The sequence below is a fragment of the Nocardioides sp. zg-DK7169 genome (assembly GCF_013155365.1).
Classification (GTDB): Bacteria; Actinomycetota; Actinomycetes; order Propionibacteriales; family Nocardioidaceae; genus Nocardioides.
Window position 1 is genome coordinate 63,648 of the sequence record NZ_JABJRA010000012.1, and the last position, 16,765, is coordinate 80,412.

General features: G+C 70.9%; 14 protein-coding genes and 1 tRNA gene. 5 read left to right on the forward strand and 10 right to left on the reverse strand.

The genetic code is table 11. The annotated features are described in order from the left end of the window. Positions 1-81: 81 nt before the first annotated feature. A complete protein-coding gene (locus HOQ23_RS17290) occupies positions 82-480 on the forward strand; it encodes a thioesterase family protein (RefSeq protein WP_301539836.1) in 399 nt (132 codons plus the stop codon). 12 nt (positions 481-492) lie between these two features. On the opposite strand, the gene HOQ23_RS17295 is transcribed toward HOQ23_RS17290, so the two are convergent. Together HOQ23_RS17295 and HOQ23_RS17300 are read right to left on the reverse strand one after the other, a co-directional pair. Continuing rightward, entirely contained in the window at positions 493-1,095 is a 603-nt protein-coding gene (locus HOQ23_RS17295) for a cysteine hydrolase family protein (RefSeq protein ID WP_172216146.1), read from the reverse strand. Between the two features lie 146 nt (positions 1,096-1,241). Beyond that, positions 1,242-1,324 (reverse strand) — tRNA-Tyr (locus HOQ23_RS17300). Positions 1,325-1,453: 129 nt separating this feature from the next. On the opposite strand from HOQ23_RS17300, the gene HOQ23_RS17305 reads away from it, so the two are divergent. Next, a complete protein-coding gene (locus HOQ23_RS17305) occupies positions 1,454-1,945 on the forward strand; it encodes a YajQ family cyclic di-GMP-binding protein (RefSeq protein WP_172216148.1) in 492 nt (163 codons plus the stop codon). 202 nt (positions 1,946-2,147) lie between these two features. Here HOQ23_RS17305 and cysA read toward each other — a convergent pair whose 3' ends face one another. From cysA to HOQ23_RS17325, 4 genes are all read right to left on the reverse strand, one after another. Continuing rightward, positions 2,148-3,119 (reverse strand): sulfate/molybdate ABC transporter ATP-binding protein, encoded by a 972-nt coding sequence (cysA, locus tag HOQ23_RS17310; RefSeq protein WP_172216150.1) that lies wholly within the window; start codon positions 3,117-3,119, stop codon positions 2,148-2,150. A gap of 79 nt (positions 3,120-3,198) precedes the next feature. Then, positions 3,199-4,077 carry a sulfate ABC transporter permease gene (locus HOQ23_RS17315; protein WP_367650556.1) on the reverse strand — a complete coding sequence of 293 codons (879 nt, stop codon included), beginning with the start codon at positions 4,075-4,077 and terminating at the stop codon, positions 3,199-3,201. After that, positions 4,070-4,921 carry a sulfate ABC transporter permease subunit CysT gene (cysT, locus tag HOQ23_RS17320; protein ID WP_172216152.1) on the reverse strand — a complete coding sequence of 284 codons (852 nt, stop codon included), beginning with the start codon at positions 4,919-4,921 and terminating at the stop codon, positions 4,070-4,072. Before cysT ends, HOQ23_RS17315 begins: the two co-directional genes overlap by 8 nt. A gap of 26 nt (positions 4,922-4,947) precedes the next feature. Further along, on the reverse strand, positions 4,948-5,976 hold the full coding sequence (locus HOQ23_RS17325) for a sulfate ABC transporter substrate-binding protein (protein WP_172216154.1): 1,029 nt from the start codon (positions 5,974-5,976) through the stop codon (positions 4,948-4,950). Positions 5,977-6,347: 371 nt separating this feature from the next. Here HOQ23_RS17325 and HOQ23_RS17330 point away from each other — a divergent pair, with 371 nt between their 5' ends. The 3 genes from HOQ23_RS17330 (at position 6,348) to rarD (ending at position 10,523) form a co-directional block, all read left to right on the forward strand. Next, on the forward strand, positions 6,348-8,357 hold the full coding sequence (locus tag HOQ23_RS17330) for a 2-oxoacid:acceptor oxidoreductase subunit alpha (RefSeq protein WP_172216156.1): 2,010 nt from the start codon (positions 6,348-6,350) through the stop codon (positions 8,355-8,357). A 29-nt stretch (positions 8,358-8,386) separates the two neighbouring features. Further along, positions 8,387-9,466 carry a 2-oxoacid:ferredoxin oxidoreductase subunit beta gene (locus HOQ23_RS17335; protein WP_216654372.1) on the forward strand — a complete coding sequence of 360 codons (1,080 nt, stop codon included), beginning with the start codon at positions 8,387-8,389 and terminating at the stop codon, positions 9,464-9,466. Between the two features lie 145 nt (positions 9,467-9,611). Continuing rightward, positions 9,612-10,523 carry an EamA family transporter RarD gene (rarD, locus tag HOQ23_RS17340; protein ID WP_172216160.1) on the forward strand — a complete coding sequence of 304 codons (912 nt, stop codon included), beginning with the start codon at positions 9,612-9,614 and terminating at the stop codon, positions 10,521-10,523. A gap of 46 nt (positions 10,524-10,569) precedes the next feature. Here the strand turns inward: rarD and HOQ23_RS17345 are convergent, their stop codons facing one another. Genes HOQ23_RS17345 through nuoL form a run of 4 tightly spaced genes read right to left on the reverse strand, consistent with a single transcriptional unit; the run spans position 10,570 to position 16,758 of the window. Then, positions 10,570-11,574, reverse strand: coding sequence for a polyprenyl synthetase family protein (locus tag HOQ23_RS17345; protein ID WP_172216321.1), 1,005 nt, complete (start codon positions 11,572-11,574; stop codon positions 10,570-10,572). After that, positions 11,562-13,151, reverse strand: a complete 1,590-nt coding sequence (gene nuoN, locus HOQ23_RS17350) for an NADH-quinone oxidoreductase subunit NuoN (RefSeq protein WP_172216162.1) — start codon at positions 13,149-13,151, stop codon at positions 11,562-11,564. Before nuoN ends, HOQ23_RS17345 begins: the two co-directional genes overlap by 13 nt. Further along, complete coding sequence (locus tag HOQ23_RS17355) at positions 13,151-14,836, reverse strand: NADH-quinone oxidoreductase subunit M (RefSeq protein ID WP_172216164.1); 1,686 nt, start codon at positions 14,834-14,836, stop codon at positions 13,151-13,153. The genes nuoN and HOQ23_RS17355 overlap by 1 nt, the downstream gene beginning before the upstream one ends. Next, positions 14,836-16,758 (reverse strand): NADH-quinone oxidoreductase subunit L, encoded by a 1,923-nt coding sequence (gene nuoL, locus HOQ23_RS17360; RefSeq protein ID WP_172216166.1) that lies wholly within the window; start codon positions 16,756-16,758, stop codon positions 14,836-14,838. The genes HOQ23_RS17355 and nuoL overlap by 1 nt, the downstream gene beginning before the upstream one ends. Between the last annotated feature and the right edge of the window lie 7 nt (positions 16,759-16,765).

Sequence of the window (16,765 nt, forward strand, 5' to 3'; positions counted from 1 at the left end):
CTGCCGCGCCCCGCCCCGACCTCGGAGACCGCCATCGACACGACGCCCGGCACGCCGGCCCTGCACTCCCTGACGTTCCGGCTGAGCTACGCCGACACCGACCCGGCGGGGATCCTCTACTTCGCGGCCTGGTTCCCCTGGATGGAGCGGGTCCAGAGCGAGTGGTTCCTGCTCAACGGGCTGCGCCAGGACCAGCTCAAGGACACCCACGGCTTCTGGACCGTCACCTGCCACACCGAGTGCGACTACCTCGTCGCCGTGGGCCTGTTCGAGGAGATCCGCGTCGAGCTGCGCCTGGGCCGGGTCGGCGGGGGCTCCTTCGACATGGTCCACCAGATGGTGCGCACCCGCGACGACGTCGTGGTCGCCCGCGCCCTGATCACGATCGTGACCGTCACCCCCGAGGGCTCCGCCCGCGCGATCCCGGGCCTCCTGCGCGAGCACCTGGACAGCTGGGCGCGCGGCGTGGCCCTGCGCTGAGGCCGACGCCCCTCAGGACCAGTGCGTCAGCACGCTCTCGACCGAGGTGACCCACCCGAAGGTGAACCCGATCGTGTTGAGGGCGTGGTCGTGACGCGCTTGGTCGTACTCCGCGCAGGCGTCGGCCGGCACGTGCACCCGGTAGTCGCGCTGGCCCGCGTCGCGGGCGGTGGTCTCCACGCAGATGTTGGTGGTCACCCCCGCGATCACGAGCTGGCGGATCCCCTGGCTGGTGAGCACGGGCTCGAGCTGGGTGCCGTAGAAGGAGCTGGGCCGCGCCTTGTCGATGACGACCTCGCCGACACGCGGCGCCAGCGCCGGGATGATCTCGGCGTCCCAGGTGCCCCTCACGAGCGCGCCGACCTCCCGCATCTGCGGCACGAGCTCGGTCGGCAGCAGGCCGCCGTCGCTGTAGTCGGGCAGGTAGACGTAGCGGGTGAAGATCACCGGCACCCGGGCGTCGCGGGCGCCGTCGATGAGCCGCTCGCACCCCGCGATCGCGGGCAGCAGGTGGGCGTGAGGCATGCCGATCCTGGCCATGGACCCGGCGGGGTCGAGGAAGCCGTTCTGCATGTCGACGACGAGCAGGGCCGTCGTGTCAGGCGACAGGGACATCCTCAACCTCCAGGGGTGCGACGGCCGGTCGACCGTGGGCTCAGTGAATCCCACGGGGTCCGACCGCTCAAGAGCCGCGGCCCTGCCGCCCCACGACGAAGGGCCCCGGTCAGCGTCTCCGCTGACCGGGGCCCTTCGTGCTCCTGTGGCAGGTGAAGGATTCGAACCTTCGAAGGCGTAAGCCGACGGATTTACAGTCCGCTCCCATTGGCCGCTCGGGCAACCTGCCTCAGTGGCTGCCGGCCCGGCTTGGCGGGACGACAACGAGACGAAACAATAGCGTAGGCACCACCGCAGATGAAAAATGCCGGTGTGCCGTCCCGGTCCGGGACGGTCCCGGCCCAACCGAGGAGCAGTCATGGCCGACTCGTCGTTCGACATCGTGAGCAAGATCGACCGTCAGGAGGTCGACAACGCACTGGGGCAGACGGCCCGCGAGATCGCCACCCGCTTCGACTTCAAGGGCACCGGCGCCACCATCGAGTGGGCCGGCGAGCACGCCATCGAGATCTCCGCCTCCGCCGACGACCGCGCCAACGCGGTCCTGGACGTCTTCAAGGGCAAGCTCGTCAAGCGCGACGTGAGCCTGAAGGTCCTCGACGCCTCCGAGCCCCGTCCGTCGGGGCAGCAGTCGAAGATCTCGATCACGCTCAAGGAGGGCATCTCCTCCGAGGACGCGAAGAAGATCTCCAAGCTGATCCGCGACGAGGGCCCCAAGGGCGTCAAGGCGCAGATCCAGGGCGACGAGCTGCGCGTCAGCTCCAAGAAGCGCGACGACCTGCAGGCCGTCATCTCGCTGGTCAAGGGTCAGGACCTCGACTTCGCGGTGCAGTTCACCAACTACCGCTGACCCGCTCGCCGACTCGGCGCAGATGGCGCGCCGAGTCGGCACGAATGGCGCGCCGCGGCGTACGGAAGGCCCGACTCAACGATCGGGACCCTCGACTCGACGGTGAGAACCCTCGATTCGACGGAGGACCCGGACGCAGGACCGCCCGCCTGAGAAGGGGTGCAGGCTCCTCAGGCGGGCGGCGTTCAGGGGGTGGCGGGCGTCAGCCCGCCACCGGGACCGGGGCGGTGTGCGCCCCGGCGGCGGGGGCCAGCCAGACCTGCTGGCCGACCTCCAGGCCGAGCTGGCGGACGTTGGTCCGGGTCAGCAGGACGGTGACGTCGCCCTGGGCGGTCGCCACCGTGATCCGGACCTCGAACCCGACGCGCAGCAGCCGCTTGACCGTGCCGGGGGTCGAGAGCGGGTCGCCGGGGGCGACCATGACCTCGATGTCGTGCGGGCGCAGCCGCACGTTGTCCAGCACCGTCACCTCGCCGAGGAAGCCCATCACGAACTCGTTCGCGGGCTCGTCGTAGAGCTGGTCGGGGGTGCCGATCTGCTCCACCCGGCCCTCGTTGATCACCACGATCTCGTCGGAGACCTCGAGGGCCTCCTCCTGGTCGTGGGTCACGAAGACCGTGGTCACGTGCACCTCGTCGTGCAGGCGGCGCAGCCAGTCGCGCAGCTCCTTGCGGACCTTCGCGTCCAGGGCGCCGAACGGCTCGTCGAGGAGCAGCACCGTCGGCTCGACGGCCAGGGCCCGCGCCAGCGCCATGCGCTGGCGCTGACCGCCGGAGAGCTGCGCCGGCAGCCGGTGGGCGAACTGCGAGAGGTGCACGAGCTCGAGGAGCTCCTCCACCCGCCGCGCCACGTCGGCCTTGGGCCGCTTGCGGATCTCCAGGCCGAACGCGACGTTCTTGGCCACGCTCATGTGCTTGAACGCGGCGTAGTGCTGGAACACGAAGCCGACGTTGCGCTTCTGGGCGGGGAGGTTCGTCGACTCGACGCCCTCGATGACGATGGATCCGGCGTCGGCCGACTCGAGGCCGGCGATGATCCGCAGGAGGGTGGACTTGCCGCCACCGCTGGGGCCGAGGAGGGCGGTCAGCTGACCGCTCGGGATCGAGACGTTGACGTCGTCCAGCGCGACGAAGTCGCCGAACCGCTTGCTCACTCCCTTGACTTCGATGCTCATGGGTTCACGAACCTTTCGGGGTACGTCTCGAGGAGGGGGGCGAGGCTGGCCGGGCTGCACGTGCTGCTCACGGGGCCGCTCACCTCTTCTCCTCCTTGGGACGGATGATCGCGACGATGACGATGCAGGCGACGGAGACCATCGCGAGCAGGAAGGCCACCGCGTAGGCGCCCTGCTGGTCGAAGTTGAGGTACTTCTCCTCGACCACGAGGGTGGCGGTCCGGGTCTCGCCCAGGACGTTGCCGGACACGACCTTCACCGCGCCGAACTCGCCCAGGGACCGGGCCATGCTGAGGACGACGCCGTAGACGACCGCCCACTTGATCGCCGGCAGGGTGATGCGCCAGAAGGTCTGCACCGACGACGCCCCGAGGCTGCGGGCCGCCTGCTCCTGCTCGGTGCCGATCTCCTCCAGCACCGGCACCACCTCGCGGATCACCAGCGGCAGCGCCACGAAGGCGGTCGCCATCACGATGCCCGGCGTCGCGAAGATGACCTGGAACCCGGCGCTCTCGAGCGCGGGCCCGAACCAGCCGTCCCGGCCGCCGTACACCAGCACCAGCGAGACGCCGACCACGATCGGCGACACCGACAGCGGCAGGTCGATGAGCGCGCTCAGCGCCCGCTTGCCGGGGAACTGGTAGCGGACCAGGAGCAGGGACATCCCCACGCCGAAGACGGTGTTGATGACCACCGAGCAGACCGCGACGAGCGCGGTCAGGCGCAGCGCCGTCATCACGTCGGGGTCCTCCAGCACCTCGCGCACCGAGTCGAGGCCGCCGTCGAAGGTGTTGGTCGCGACCAGCGCGACCGGCCAGGCGACCAGCAGGACCAGGTAGACCACGACGACCAGGCGGATCAGGTACGTCGCGGGGCTCTTCGGGCGCCAGCGGCGACGCTGCGTCCGCGGGACCGGGGCGATCCGGACCGGCCGGTCGGCCACGCTCGTGTCAGCCACGGGACGCCACCTTCCGCTGGATGATGTCGAGGGTCACGATCACGGCCAGCGAGATCACCAGGAGCACCGTGGCCACCGAGGCGGCGCCGGCCAGGTTGTTGTTCTCGACGCTGCCGAGGATGCGGACCGAGACGACCTCGGTCTGGAACGGCAGGTTGCCCGAGAGCAGCACCAGCGAGCCGTACTCGCTCACGCCGCGCGCGAACGAGAGCGCGGCGCCCGCGGCGATCGCCGGGGCCAGGCTCGGCAGGATGATCCGGCGGAACGTCGTGAACTTGCTGGCACCGAGGGACGCCGCGGCGTCCTCGACGTCCTTCTCCAGCTCCTCGAGCACCGGTTGCACCATGCGCACCACGAAGGGCAGCGTGACGAACAGGAACGCCAGGAACACCGAGGAGCGCTGGTTGGCGACGTCGATGCCGAGCGGGCTGTCGGTGCCGTAGAGCGAGAGCAGCACGAGGCCGGCCACGATCGTGGGCAGCGCGAACGGGATGTCGATGAGGACTTCGAGGGCGGCCTTGCCGGGGAACCGGTCTCGGACCAGCACCCAGGCGATGAGCGTTCCCATGAAGACGTTGATCAAGGTGACCAGGGCGGCCGTGGTGACGGTCAGCCGGATCGCCGAGAAGGTCTGTTCGTTGGTGATGGTGGTCCAGAAGTTGCTCCAGCCACCCTCTGCGGCGGTGATGACCACCGCGCACAGAGGGATGAGCACGAGCAGGCTGAACCAGAGCATCGCCACGCCCAGACCGAGCCCGGAGGCCTTGGTCAGGTTGGTGGGCGTGGTCGACCGGCGGGAACGCTTCCCCGCCGGCCGACCACTCGCGACAGTGGTCGTGGTCATGCGTTGCACCCAGCCGAGCGGGCCGGTCAGTCGGCCTTGCCGGAGGCGGCGATCGCCTTGGTGATGAGGCCGTCCTCCTCGTCGAAGAACTTCGTCGAGAGGGTGTCCCAGTCACCGAAGTCCTTCGCCACGGTCAGCAGGTTGGGCACGGCGGGGAACGGGTCGCTCGGGTCCTTCGCGCCCTCCACCGTGCCGCCGAAGTCCACGTCGTCGCGGATCGGGCGGAAGCCGGTGAGCGCGAACTGGCGCTGGCCCTCGTCGCTGAGCACGAAGTCGAGCCAGTCCTGCGCGACCGGGTCGGCGTCCTTGAGCACGGCGCCCGGGTTCTCGATGAGCAGGGTGGTCTCCGGGATGAGGTACTCGAAGCCCTCGCCGTTCTGCGCGGCCAGGATCGCCTCGTTCTCGTAGGCCATCAGGACGTCGCCGGTGCCGCCGAGGAAGCTCGTGGTGGCGTCGCGGCCGCTGCCCGGCAGCGAGACGACGTTGGCGAAGAACTTGTCGACGTAGGCCTTGGCGTCCGCCTCGGTGCCGCCGTTGGCCACGACCTGGCCCCAGGCGGCGAGCGCGTTCCAGCGCGCGGCGCCGGAGGAGGCGGGGTTCGGGGTGACGATCTCGACGCCGGGCTTGATCAGGTCGTCCCAGTCCTCGATGCCCTTGGGGTTGCCCTCACGGACACCGAAGACGACGACGGAGCGCGACACGACGCCCTTGTTCTCCCCCGCGTCCCAGTCGGCGTCGACCAGGCCGTCGTCGACCAGGCGGGTCACGTCGCTGGCGACGGAGAAGTGGACGTAGTCGGCGTCCAGGCCGTTCTCGACCGCGCGGCTCTGGTCGCCGGAGGCGCCGTAGGAGGTCTTGAACTTGACCCCCTCCCCGGCGTCGGTCTTGGTGAACTCCTCGCCGATCGCCTTGTTGGCCGCCTCGGGGACCGCGAAGCCGACGATGCTCAGCGTGTTGCCGTCACCGCCGTCCGCGTCACCGCCGCAGGCCGCCAGGGACAGCGCCAGGCCGCCGACGAGTCCGCCGACCACCCACGTCTTCAGGTTCCGCTTCATGACTGCACCCTCTTTCGTAGCCCCGGAGAAACCGAGGCAGAAAACTTAACTCGCTCAGGTTAGTCATGTTTGTGGACTCGGTGCACATCGACCCGCCGAAACGGCGAGCTCGGTCTGGACCACGGCGACATCCCAGGCGAGCGGCGAGCGCGCGGAGAGCCGGGTCGGGCGACCCGGAGGCGGTCGTCCGGACAGGTGAGACAAATCGGCCCGCGTGCGTGGGCGAACTATCGTGGTGGAGGCCGCATCGACCGGAGCGCGGAATCGTATATTCGATACGACCTACTCCTAGTACGATCGGCGGGACGTCTGGTCGACCGAGCTGTCGGCGACCAGCAGGCGACTGACACAGCAAGGGAAGTGGGCGCGAGGTGTCCAGCGAGACCACCAAGCCGGTCAAGCAGCTCGACCGGGTGATCATCCGTTTTGCCGGTGACTCCGGTGACGGGATGCAGCTGACGGGTGACCGGTTCACCCAGGAGTCGGCGTCGTTCGGCAACGACTTGGCGACCCTGCCGAACTTCCCTGCCGAGATCCGTGCCCCTCAGGGCACGATCCCGGGAGTGTCGTCGTTCCAGGTGCACTTCGCCGACCACGACATCCTGACCCCCGGCGACGCGCCGGACGTGCTGGTCGCGATGAACCCCGCCGCGCTGAAGGCCAACGTGGGCGACCTGCCCAAGGGCGCGACGATCATCGTGGACACCCACGACTTCACCAAGCGCAACCTCGACAAGGCCGGCTACGCCGCCAACCCCCTCGAGGACGACTCCGACTCCGGCGTGCTGGCCGAGTTCGCCGTCCAGCCGGTCGACCTGACCGGGATGACGATCGAGGCGGTCAAGGAGTTCGGGCTCTCGCGCAAGGACGCCGCGCGGGCGAAGAACATGTTCGCCCTCGGCCTGGTCTCGTGGATGTACGGGCGCCCCACCGAGTCCACCATCGCATTCCTGACCCGCCGCTTCGCCAAGGTCCCCGCGATCCGCGACGCGAACATCACCGCGTTCAAGGCCGGCTGGTACTTCGGTGAGACCACCGAGGCGTTCGCGGTGCAGTACGAGGTCAAGCCCGCCCCGGTCTCCGCGGGCACCTACCGCAACATCACCGGCAACCTCGCGCTGGCCTACGGCCTGGTCGCGGCCGGCGTGCAGGCGGACCTGCCGCTGTTCCTGGGCACCTACCCGATCACCCCGGCCTCCGACATCCTGCACGAGCTGAGCAAGCACAAGTCCTTCGGCATCACCACGTTCCAGGCCGAGGACGAGATCGCCGGCATCGGTGCAGCGATCGGCGCCTCGTTCGGCGGCGCGCTGGGCGTCACCTCGACCTCCGGTCCCGGTGTGGCGCTGAAGTCCGAGGCCATCGGCCTCGCGGTGATGACCGAGCTGCCGCTGGTCGTGGTCAACGTCCAGCGCGGCGGCCCGTCCACCGGCCTGCCGACCAAGACCGAGCAGTCGGACCTGCTCCAGGCGATGTTCGGCCGCAACGGCGAGTCCCCGGTCCCGGTCATCGCGCCGCAGTCGCCCGGCGACTGCTTCGACGCCGCGATCGAGGCCGCCCGGATCGCGATCACCTACCGCACCCCGGTGATGCTGCTCTCCGACGGCATGCTGGCCAACGGCTCGGAGCCCTGGCGGGTGCCCGAGGTCGCCGACCTGCCCCGCATCGAGCCCGGCTTCGCCACCGGCCCCAACCACGTCTCGGCCAAGAACGCCAAGGAGAACGGCCCCGACGCCGAGCCCGACGAGTTCTGGCCCTACCTGCGCGACGAGGAGACCCTCGCGCGACCGTGGGCCATCCCCGGCACCGCCGGCATCGAGCACCGCATCGGCGGCCTGGAGAAGGCCGACGGCCACGGCAACATCTCCTACGACACCGACAACCACGACAAGATGACCCGGCTGCGCCAGGCCAAGATCGACCGGATCGCCGACTCCCTGCCCCCGCTGGGCGTCGACGACCCGTCGGGCGCCGCGAAGGTCCTGGTCATCGGGTGGGGCTCCACCTACGGCCCGATCGGCGCCGGCATCCGCCGGGTGCGCAAGGCCGGGCACAACGTCGCCCAGGTCCACCTGCGCCACATCAACCCGTTCCCGAAGGACCTCGGGGAGATCCTGAAGCGCTACGACACGGTCCTGGTCCCCGAGATGAACCTCGGCCAGCTCTCCCTGCTGCTGCGCGCGGAATACCTCGTCGACGCGATCGGCTACAACCAGGTCCGCGGCCTGCCGCTGAAGGCCGCGGAGCTCGCCGAGGCCATCGCCGAGCTCGTCGCGAAGGCCGAGGGCGTCCCGGTCGACCTGTCGAACACCGACACCGACGACACCGACGCCAACCCCGTCAGCACCCACACCGCTCAGATCGCGGAGGCGAAGAAGTGACGACCACCGACCCCGGCACCGACCTCGGACTGCCCTCGCTGCGCACCGGCACCGAACTGGTCCCCAGCACGGACGCCACGCAGACCGGCAAGGACTACACCTCCGACCAGGAGGTCCGCTGGTGCCCCGGCTGCGGCGACTACGCCGTGCTCAAGGCCGTCCAGGGGTTCCTGCCCGGCCTCGGGCTGCGCCGCGAGAACATCGTGTTCGTCTCGGGCATCGGCTGCTCCAGCCGGTTCCCGTACTACCTCGACACCTTCGGGATGCACTCGATCCACGGCCGAGCGCCGTCGATCGCGACCGGGCTGGCGACCGCCCGCGAGGACCTCTCGGTGTGGGTCGTCACCGGTGACGGCGACGCGCTGTCCATCGGCGGCAACCACCTGATCCACGCCCTGCGCCGCAACGTGAACATGACGATCCTGCTGTTCAACAACCGAATCTACGGCCTGACCAAGGGCCAGTACTCCCCCACCTCGGAGACCGGCAAGGTCACCAAGTCCACCCCGATGGGCTCGGTCGACCACCCCTTCAACCCGGTCTCGCTGGCCCTGGGCGCCGAGGCGTCCTTCGTGGCCCGCACCATCGACTCCGACCGCAAGCACCTCACCTCGGTGCTCTCCGCGGCCGCCGCACACCGCGGCACCTCGCTGGTCGAGATCTACCAGAACTGCCCGATCTTCAACGACGGCGCGTTCGACGCGATCAAGAGCAACGACACCAAGCACGACGCGATCATCCCGCTGGTCCACGGCGAGCCGATCCGCTTCGGCGCCACCCTCGAGGACGGCCTGGGCCACAAGGGCCTGGTCCGCGACCCCGCCACCGGCGGCGTCACCGTCGCCGAGGTCTCCGAGGTCGGCACCGACGCGATCCTGGTCCACGACGCCCACAACCCGGACCCGTCGATGGCCTTCGCGATCTCGCGGCTCACCGAGATGGGCTACCTCAACCAGACGCCGATCGGGATCTTCCGCCAGGTCGACCGGCCGACGTACGACGACCAGGCCCGCGCCCAGGTCGCCACCGCCCAGGGCGGTCACGACGACCACCCCGGCGACCGCCTCGCCGCCCTCATCGGCGGCGGCGACACCTGGACCGTCGTCTGAGCCATCGCTGACCCCTCGGCAGCCACGAGAGCCCCCGCCCACCGGCGGGGGCTCTCGTGCGTCCGGGGCCACCCGGCGTCGTCGTCTCCTGCGCCCCGTGGGACGGCGCGGAGTACGACGCCTGGACACCGCTTATCCTGCTCGGGTGCCGGAGCATCGTCGAGGTCTGCTGCTCGGTGCCGCGGCGTACCTCATGTGGGGCGCCTTCCCGCTCTACTTCCCGCTCCTCGAGCCGGCCGGCGCCGTCGAGATCCTGGCCCACCGCGTGGTGTGGTCGGCGGTCACGATGGGCGTGCTGGTCCTGGTGCTGCGTCGCGTCGGCGCGGTGCGCGCGGTGTTCGCGGACCGGCGCCGCACACTGCTGCTGGCGCTGGCCGCCGTCGTGATCAGCGTGAACTGGGTGACCTACATCTGGGGCGTCAACAACGGTCGAGTGGTCGAGGCGTCGCTGGGCTACTTCATCAACCCGCTGGTGACGGTCCTGATGGGGGTCATGCTCCTCGGCGAGCGGCTGCGCACGCTGCAGTGGGCCGCCATCGGCGTCGCGGCGACCGCCGTGGCGGTGCTGACCTGGGACTACGGGCACCCGCCGTACGTCGCGCTGGTGCTGGCCCTGTCCTTCGGCAGCTACGGGCTGATCAAGAAGACCGTGGGCGTGGGCGCGATCGAGAGCCTGACGGTCGAGACCGCGCTGCTGGCCCCGCTCGCGGCGGTCTACCTCGTCGTGCTCGGCGTGGGCGGCACCGCGCAGTTCGGGCAGCACGGCATCTGGCACGCGCTGCTGTTCATGAGCGCCGGCGTCGTGACCGCCGTGCCGCTGCTCTGCTTCGGCGCGGCCGCCACCCGGATCCCGATGGTGACCCTGGGGCTGCTGCAGTACCTCACCCCGGTGCTGCAGTTCGCCTGCGGCGTGCTCGTCTTCGGCGAGCAGATGCCGCCGGCCCGGTGGGCCGGCTTCGTGCTGGTGTGGCTGGCGCTGGCGGTGTTCACCGTCGAGGCGCTGCGCCACCGGCGACGCCAGCTGCGCCTCGCCGTGGACGCCAGCACCGCCGCCTGACGCCGCCGACCCCGCCGACCGGGCGGGGCCGCTCAGGCCGGCCGGCTCAGGCGCTGCGGATCGCGACCGCGTCGGCGAACGCCTCGAGCGCGTCGCGGACCGGGCCCGCGGGCACGGCGGCGAGCCGGGCCTTGGCCTCGGCCGCCTGGCCCACGACGTAGGCGCGCGCCTGCTCCATCGCCGGGTGGCGGCGCAGCAGCTCCAGCGCCTCCGCGTGCAGCGCGTCGTCGCTCAGGTCGGCGTCGAGCAGCTCCAGCAGCCGGGCGTCGGCGGGGTCGGTGGAGGCCTTGGCCATCAGCACCGGCAGCGTCGGCACGCCCTCGCGCAGGTCGGTGCCCGGCGTCTTGCCGGACTCCGCGGTCTCCGAGGCGATGTCCAAGATGTCGTCGGAGAGCTGGAAGGCGCTGCCCACGATCTCGCCGTACTCCGCGAGCGCCTCCTCGACCTCACGCGGAGCGCCGCCGAAGCGGGCGCCGTAGCGCGCGGAGGTGGCGATCAGCGAGCCGGTCTTGCCGGCGACGACCTCGAGGTAGTGCGCGAGCGGGTCCTCGCCGGGAGCGGGCGCGACGGTCTCGAGGATCTGACCCTCGACCAGGCGCGTGAAGGTCTCGGCCTGGATCCGCACCGCCTCCGCGCCGAGGGTGGCGGTGAGCTCGGAGGACTTGGCGAACAGGAAGTCGCCGGTCAGGATCGCGACCAGGTTGTCCCAGCGCGCGTTGGCCGAGTCGGCGCCGCGGCGCAGGGCCGCCTCGTCCATGACGTCGTCGTGGTACAGCGAGCCGACGTGGGTGATCTCCACGACGCAGGCCGCCGTGACCACCGCGTCGTCCGCGGGCCGCGGGCCGGTCTCGGCCGCGAGCAGCACGAGGAACGGGCGGAACCGCTTGCCGCCGGCGTCGAGGAGGTGGCTGGCCGCCTCCGTGACGTACGGGTAGCGGCTCTGGACGTGGGCGTAGAGGGCCTTCTCGACCACGGCGAGGCGCTCGCGCAGGCGCGCTTCCAGGGCCGGGTCGGTGACGGGCAGGGCCAGAGTGGAGCTCACCTGAGGAATTGTCCCGCATGGGCCGCGAGGTCGAGCACGGGGCCGGGCACGATGCCCAGCGCGAGCGTCCCGACCACCCCGACGGCGATCACCGAGGAGGTGAACAGCGACGGCGTGACCACGCTGGCGACCTCCCCCTGGGGCTCGGTGAAGAACATCAGCCGGATCTGGCGGACGTAGAAGAAGATCGCGATCGCGCTGGCCGCGATCGCCACCGCGACCACCGGCCAGGCGCCCGCGGACATGGCCACGGTGAAGACCGCCCACTTGCCGACGAACCCGGCGGTCAGCGGGATGCCGGCCATCGAGAGCAGCAGCAGCGCGAACGCGCCGGCGACCAGCGGCGAGCGCCGGCCCAGCCCGGCCCAGCGCTCGAACGACGTCGCCTCGCCGCCGGCGTCGCGCACCAGCGTGACGATGCCGAACGCCGCCACCATCGCGAAGCCGTACGTCGCCAGGTAGAACAGCACCGCCTGGAGCGAGGTGATCTCCCCGACGGCCAGGTCGGAGGTGGCCTGCACGCCGAGCACGCCGGTGAGCAGGAAGCCGGTGTGCGCGATCGAGGAGTAGGCGAGCATCCGCTTCACGTCGCGCTGCGCGACGGCCAGGACCGCGCCGACGAGCATGGTGAGGATGGCGACCGCCCACAGCATCGGCTGCCAGTCCCAGCGGTTGGCGCCGAAGGCGACGTGGAACAGGCGCAGCAGGGCGCCGAACGCGGCGATCTTGGTGCAGGCGGCCATGAACGCCGTGACGGCCGTGGGCGCGCCCTGGTAGACGTCCGGGGTCCAGGCGTGGAACGGCGCGGCGCCGACCTTGAACAGCAGGCCGACCGAGAGCATCCCGATGCCGATGAGCAGCAGCTCGGAGTTGCCGCCGTCGTTGCGCACCGCCTCGGCGATCCGCTCCAGCTGCATCGAGCCGGCGAAGCCGTAGGTCAGCGCGACGCCGTAGAGGAAGAACGCCGAGGAGAAGGCGCCGAGGAGGAAGTACTTCATCGCCGCCTCCTGGCTGAGCAGGCGCCGGCGCCGGGCCAGGCCGCACAGCAGGTACAGCGGCAGCGAGAGCACCTCGAGGGCGATGAACATCGTCAGCAGGTCGCCGGAGGCGGGGAAGAGCAGCATGCCGCCCACCGCGAACATCATCAGCGGGTAGACCTCGGTGTGGTCCAGGCCCTCGCTCGAGGCCCGGCGCTCGGCCTCGGTGCCGGGCAGCGCGGCGGCCTGGCCGGCGAACGCCGAGAGCCCGCCCTCGAGGCGGCGCTCGGCGAACAGCATCAGCCCGCCGGCGGCGAACAGCAGGACCAGGCCCCACAGGAAGACGGTGGGCCCGTCGACGATGATCGTCCCGCCGGCCGCGACCAGGCCCCGGGCGGCGCCGTCGGCGACCACGTCGAGACCGCTGGCGATCCAGACCGTGGCCGCGAACGCCGCGACCAGGCCGGCGCTGGACAAGGTGAGCTGGATCGGGCGGCGCAGGGGGCGCGGCGCGAAGGCCTCGACGACGACCCCGACCACGGCGACGCCGAAGACGATGAGCAGCGGCGCCAGCTCGGCGTACTCGATGGTGGGCTTCACGAACTCCATCAGTGGCCTTCCTCGATGTCGCCGACCGGGGCGGTGCTGGAGTCGACCTCGGGCGGGTCGTCGGTGACCCCGACGTGGCTGAGCAGCGACTCCACGGTCGGGTTGCTGACGTCGAGCAGCGGCATCGGCCAGAAGCCGAAGAGCACCAGCCCGACCACCAGCGGCGCGGCCGCGACGACCTCGCGGACGCCGAGGTCACGGGTGGTGGCCGCCGGGGCGGGAGCGACGGCGACGGGCGGCGCGAGGGCCACTCCCCCGGCGCCGGAGGTGGCGCTGCCGGGGGTGGCGCGGCCGGGGGTGACGCTGCCGTCGAGAGCGTCGGGCGCGCCGGAGCCGGTCGCGCCGGGCGCCGCCTCGACGTCGACGCGGCCCGGGCCGGTCATGATCCGCTGGTAGGCCCACAGCACGTAGATCGCGGCGAGCACGATGCCGGTGACGGCGACCGCGCCGGCCAGCCAGTGGTAGTCGAAGGCGGCCACGATCACCAGGAACTCCGAGACGAACGGGCTCAGGCCCGGCAGGCTCAGCGTCGCCAGGCCGGCGAGCAGGAACAGTCCGGCGAGCATCGGCATGGTGCGCTCGTATCCGCCCATCTCGCTGATGAGCGTCGTGCCGCGGCGCCGGATCAGGTAGCCGGCGGCGAGGAAGAGCGCGGCGGTGCCGAGGCCGTGGTTGACCATGTACAGCACCGCGCCGCTGCCGCCCAGCGTGCTCATCACGAAGATGCCCAGGGTGATGAAGCCGAAGTGGCTCAGCGAGGTGAGGCCGATCAGGCGCAGGACGTCGTCCTGGCCGATCGCGACGAGCGCGCCGTAGACGATCGAGACGAGCGCGAGCACGACCACCAGCGGCGTCGCCCACTCCGAGGCCTCGGGGAAGATGCCGAGGCAGAAGCGCAGCATCCCGAAGGTGCCGATCTTGTCGAGGACGCAGACCAGCAGGATCGAGGTCCCGGGCGTCGCCTTCTCGGTGGTGTCGGCCAGCCAGGTGTGCACCGGGAACAGCGGCGCCTTGATCGCGAAGGCGATGAAGAACCCGGCGAAGAGCCAGCGGCCCGCCGTCGTGTCGATGTCGAGCGCCATCAGGTCGCTCAGCAGGTACGACGGGGTGCCGGCGTCGGCCGACACGACGTACAGCCCGATGACGGCGGCCAGGAGCACCAGGCCGCCGACGAGCTGGAACATCAAGAACTTCACCGCGGCGGCCGAGCGGCCCACGCGGCCGAAGCCGCCGATCAGGAAGTAGGCGGGGATCAGGGTGGCCTCGAAGACGACGTAGAACAAGAACACGTCGGTCGCGGTGAAGACCGCCAGCGAGAGACCCTCCAGGGCCAGGGTCCAGGCGACGAAGGCGCGGGGGTCCTCGTCGCCGTCGTGCCAGGCGCCGAGGAGCACGACCGGCACCAGCACCACGGTGAGCAGCACCAGCAGCAGGCCGAGGCCGTCGATGCCGAGCGCGTAGTGGACGCCGAACGCCTCGATCCAGGTGTGGGTCTCGGTGAGCTGCATGCCGCCGTCGACGTCGTACTGCACGGCGATCGCGACCGCGACCGCCGCGGTCAGCAGCGAGACCGCGATCCCGACCTGCTTGAGCACGGTCGCGGAGGAGCGCGGCAGCAGCGCGACCAGCACCGCGCCGAGCAGCGGGACCGCGAAGAGGACGGTGAGCCAGGGGAGGTCGGTCATCAGATCGTCACCGCCAGGAGGGCGACGACGACCAGCAGGCCGCCGCCGAGCACGGACAGGGCATAGGAGCGGACGTAGCCGTTCTGGGCCCGCCGGAGCCCGCGGCCCAGGCCGCCGATCCCGGCTGCGATCCCGGTGAAGAAGCCGTCCACGACCCGCCGGTCGGCCGTGGTGAGGCCGCGGGCGAGCGCGGCGCCCGGCCGCACGACGAGGTGGTCGTTGACCGCGTCGCCGTACAGGTCGGCGCGCGCGGCACGGGTGGCCAGCGAGACCCGCTGCGGCGGGGTCACCGGCACCTCGTGGCGACCGACGAGGAACCAGGCGAGCGCGACGCCGACCGCGACGACGCCGACGGCGAGTGCGGTCACCGCCAGCACCGGGATCGGCGGCTCGTGGTGCTCGGCGGTCCCGACCACGGGCGCGAGCCAGTCCACGATCCAGTCGCCCAGCAGCAGCACGCCGCCGAGGACGGAGAGCGCGGCGAGCACGATCAGCGGCACCGTCATCACCGCGGGCGACTCGTGCGGGTGCGCGTCGTCGCGCCAACGCTTGGAGGTGAGGAAGGTGAGCAGCATCAGCCGGGTCATGTAGAACGCCGTGATGCCGGCGCCGAGGAGGGCGAGCAGGCCGACCAGCCAGCTGTCCGCGAGCGCGGTCTCGATCAGCTTGTCCTTGGACCAGAAGCCGGAGAAGCCGGGGAACCCGATGATCGCGAGGTAGCCCATCGCGAAGGTCAGGAAGGTGACCGGCATCGCGTGGCGCAGCGCGCCGTAGCGGCGCATGTCCACCTCGTCGTTCATGCCGTGCATGACCGAGCCGGCCCCGAGGAACATGTTGGCCTTGAAGAAGCCGTGGACGAGCAGGTGGAAGATCGCGAAGGCGTAGCCCGCGACGCCCAGCCCGGCGCCGAGCATCATGTAGCCGATCTGGCTCATCGTCGAGCCGGCCAGCACCTTCTTGATGTCGTCCTTGGCGCAGCCGATGATCGCGCCCCACAGCAGCGTGACCACGGCGACGGCCACGACCGCGGTCTGGGCGTTCGGGGCGAGGTCGAAGATGAAGTTGGAGCGCACCACGAGGTAGACGCCGGCGGTGACCATGGTGGCGGCGTGGATCAGCGCGGAGACCGGGGTCGGGCCCTCCATCGCGTCCAGCAGCCAGGCCTGCAGCGGGACCTGCGCGGACTTGCCGCACGCGGCGAGGAGCAGCAGCAGGCCGATCGCGGTCAGCGTCGACTCCGTGGCGGCGCCGGCCAGGGCGCTGACGCCGCTGAAGCTGGTGGTGCCGAAGGTGACGAACAGCAGCGCGATCGCCAGCGCCATGCCGATGTCGCCGACCCGGTTGATGACGAAGGCCTTCTTCGCGGCCGCGGCCGCGCTCGGCTTGTGCTGCCAGAAGCCGATCAGCAGGTACGACGCCAGCCCGACGCCCTCCCAGCCCAGGAACAGCACCAGGTAGTTCTCCGCCAGGACCAGCAGGAGCATGGCCGCGACGAAGAGGTTGAGGTAGGCGAAGAACCGGCGCCGGCGCGGGTCGTGGCTCATGTAGCCGATGGAGTAGACGTGGATCAGCGCGCCGACGCCGGTGATGAGCAGCAGGAAGAGCGCCGACAGCGGGTCGTAGAGCAGGTCCATCCCGACGTCGAGCCCGCCGACCCGGATCCAGTCGTAGAGGTGGAGCACCACCTGGCGCTCGTCCTCCCCGCGGTCCAGCAGGTCGACGAAGAGCAGCACGCTGACGACGAACGAGCCGGTGATGGTCGCGGTGCCGAGCCAGTGGCCCCAGCGGTCGGTCGCGCGACCGCCGAGCAGCAGGACGACGGCGCCGGCCAGCGGCAGCGCCACCACCAGCCACAGCAGCGACAAGGTGCCGTCCGCGGTGGCCGGGTCGACCAGGGGGGCGCTCTCTGCGAGGGCATACATCGAGGCG

Bases quoted from the DNA above. Each gene is read 5' to 3' on its own strand.
- cysT (WP_172216152.1), bottom strand. From the start codon at position 4,921: ATGACCACGACCACTGTCGCGAGTGGTCGGCCGGCGGGGAAGCGTTCC.
- cysA (WP_172216150.1), bottom strand. From the start codon at position 3,119: ATGAGCATCGAAGTCAAGGGAGTGAGCAAGCGGTTCGGCGACTTCGTC.
- HOQ23_RS17325 (WP_172216154.1), bottom strand. From the start codon at position 5,976: ATGAAGCGGAACCTGAAGACGTGGGTGGTCGGCGGACTCGTCGGCGGC.
- nuoL (WP_172216166.1), bottom strand. From the start codon at position 16,758: ATGTATGCCCTCGCAGAGAGCGCCCCCCTGGTCGACCCGGCCACCGCG.
- HOQ23_RS17305 (WP_172216148.1), top strand. From the start codon at position 1,454: ATGGCCGACTCGTCGTTCGACATCGTGAGCAAGATCGACCGTCAGGAG.
- HOQ23_RS17295 (WP_172216146.1), bottom strand. From the start codon at position 1,095: ATGTCCCTGTCGCCTGACACGACGGCCCTGCTCGTCGTCGACATGCAG.
- nuoN (WP_172216162.1), bottom strand. From the start codon at position 13,151: ATGGAGTTCGTGAAGCCCACCATCGAGTACGCCGAGCTGGCGCCGCTG.
- HOQ23_RS17355 (WP_172216164.1), bottom strand. From the start codon at position 14,836: ATGACCGACCTCCCCTGGCTCACCGTCCTCTTCGCGGTCCCGCTGCTC.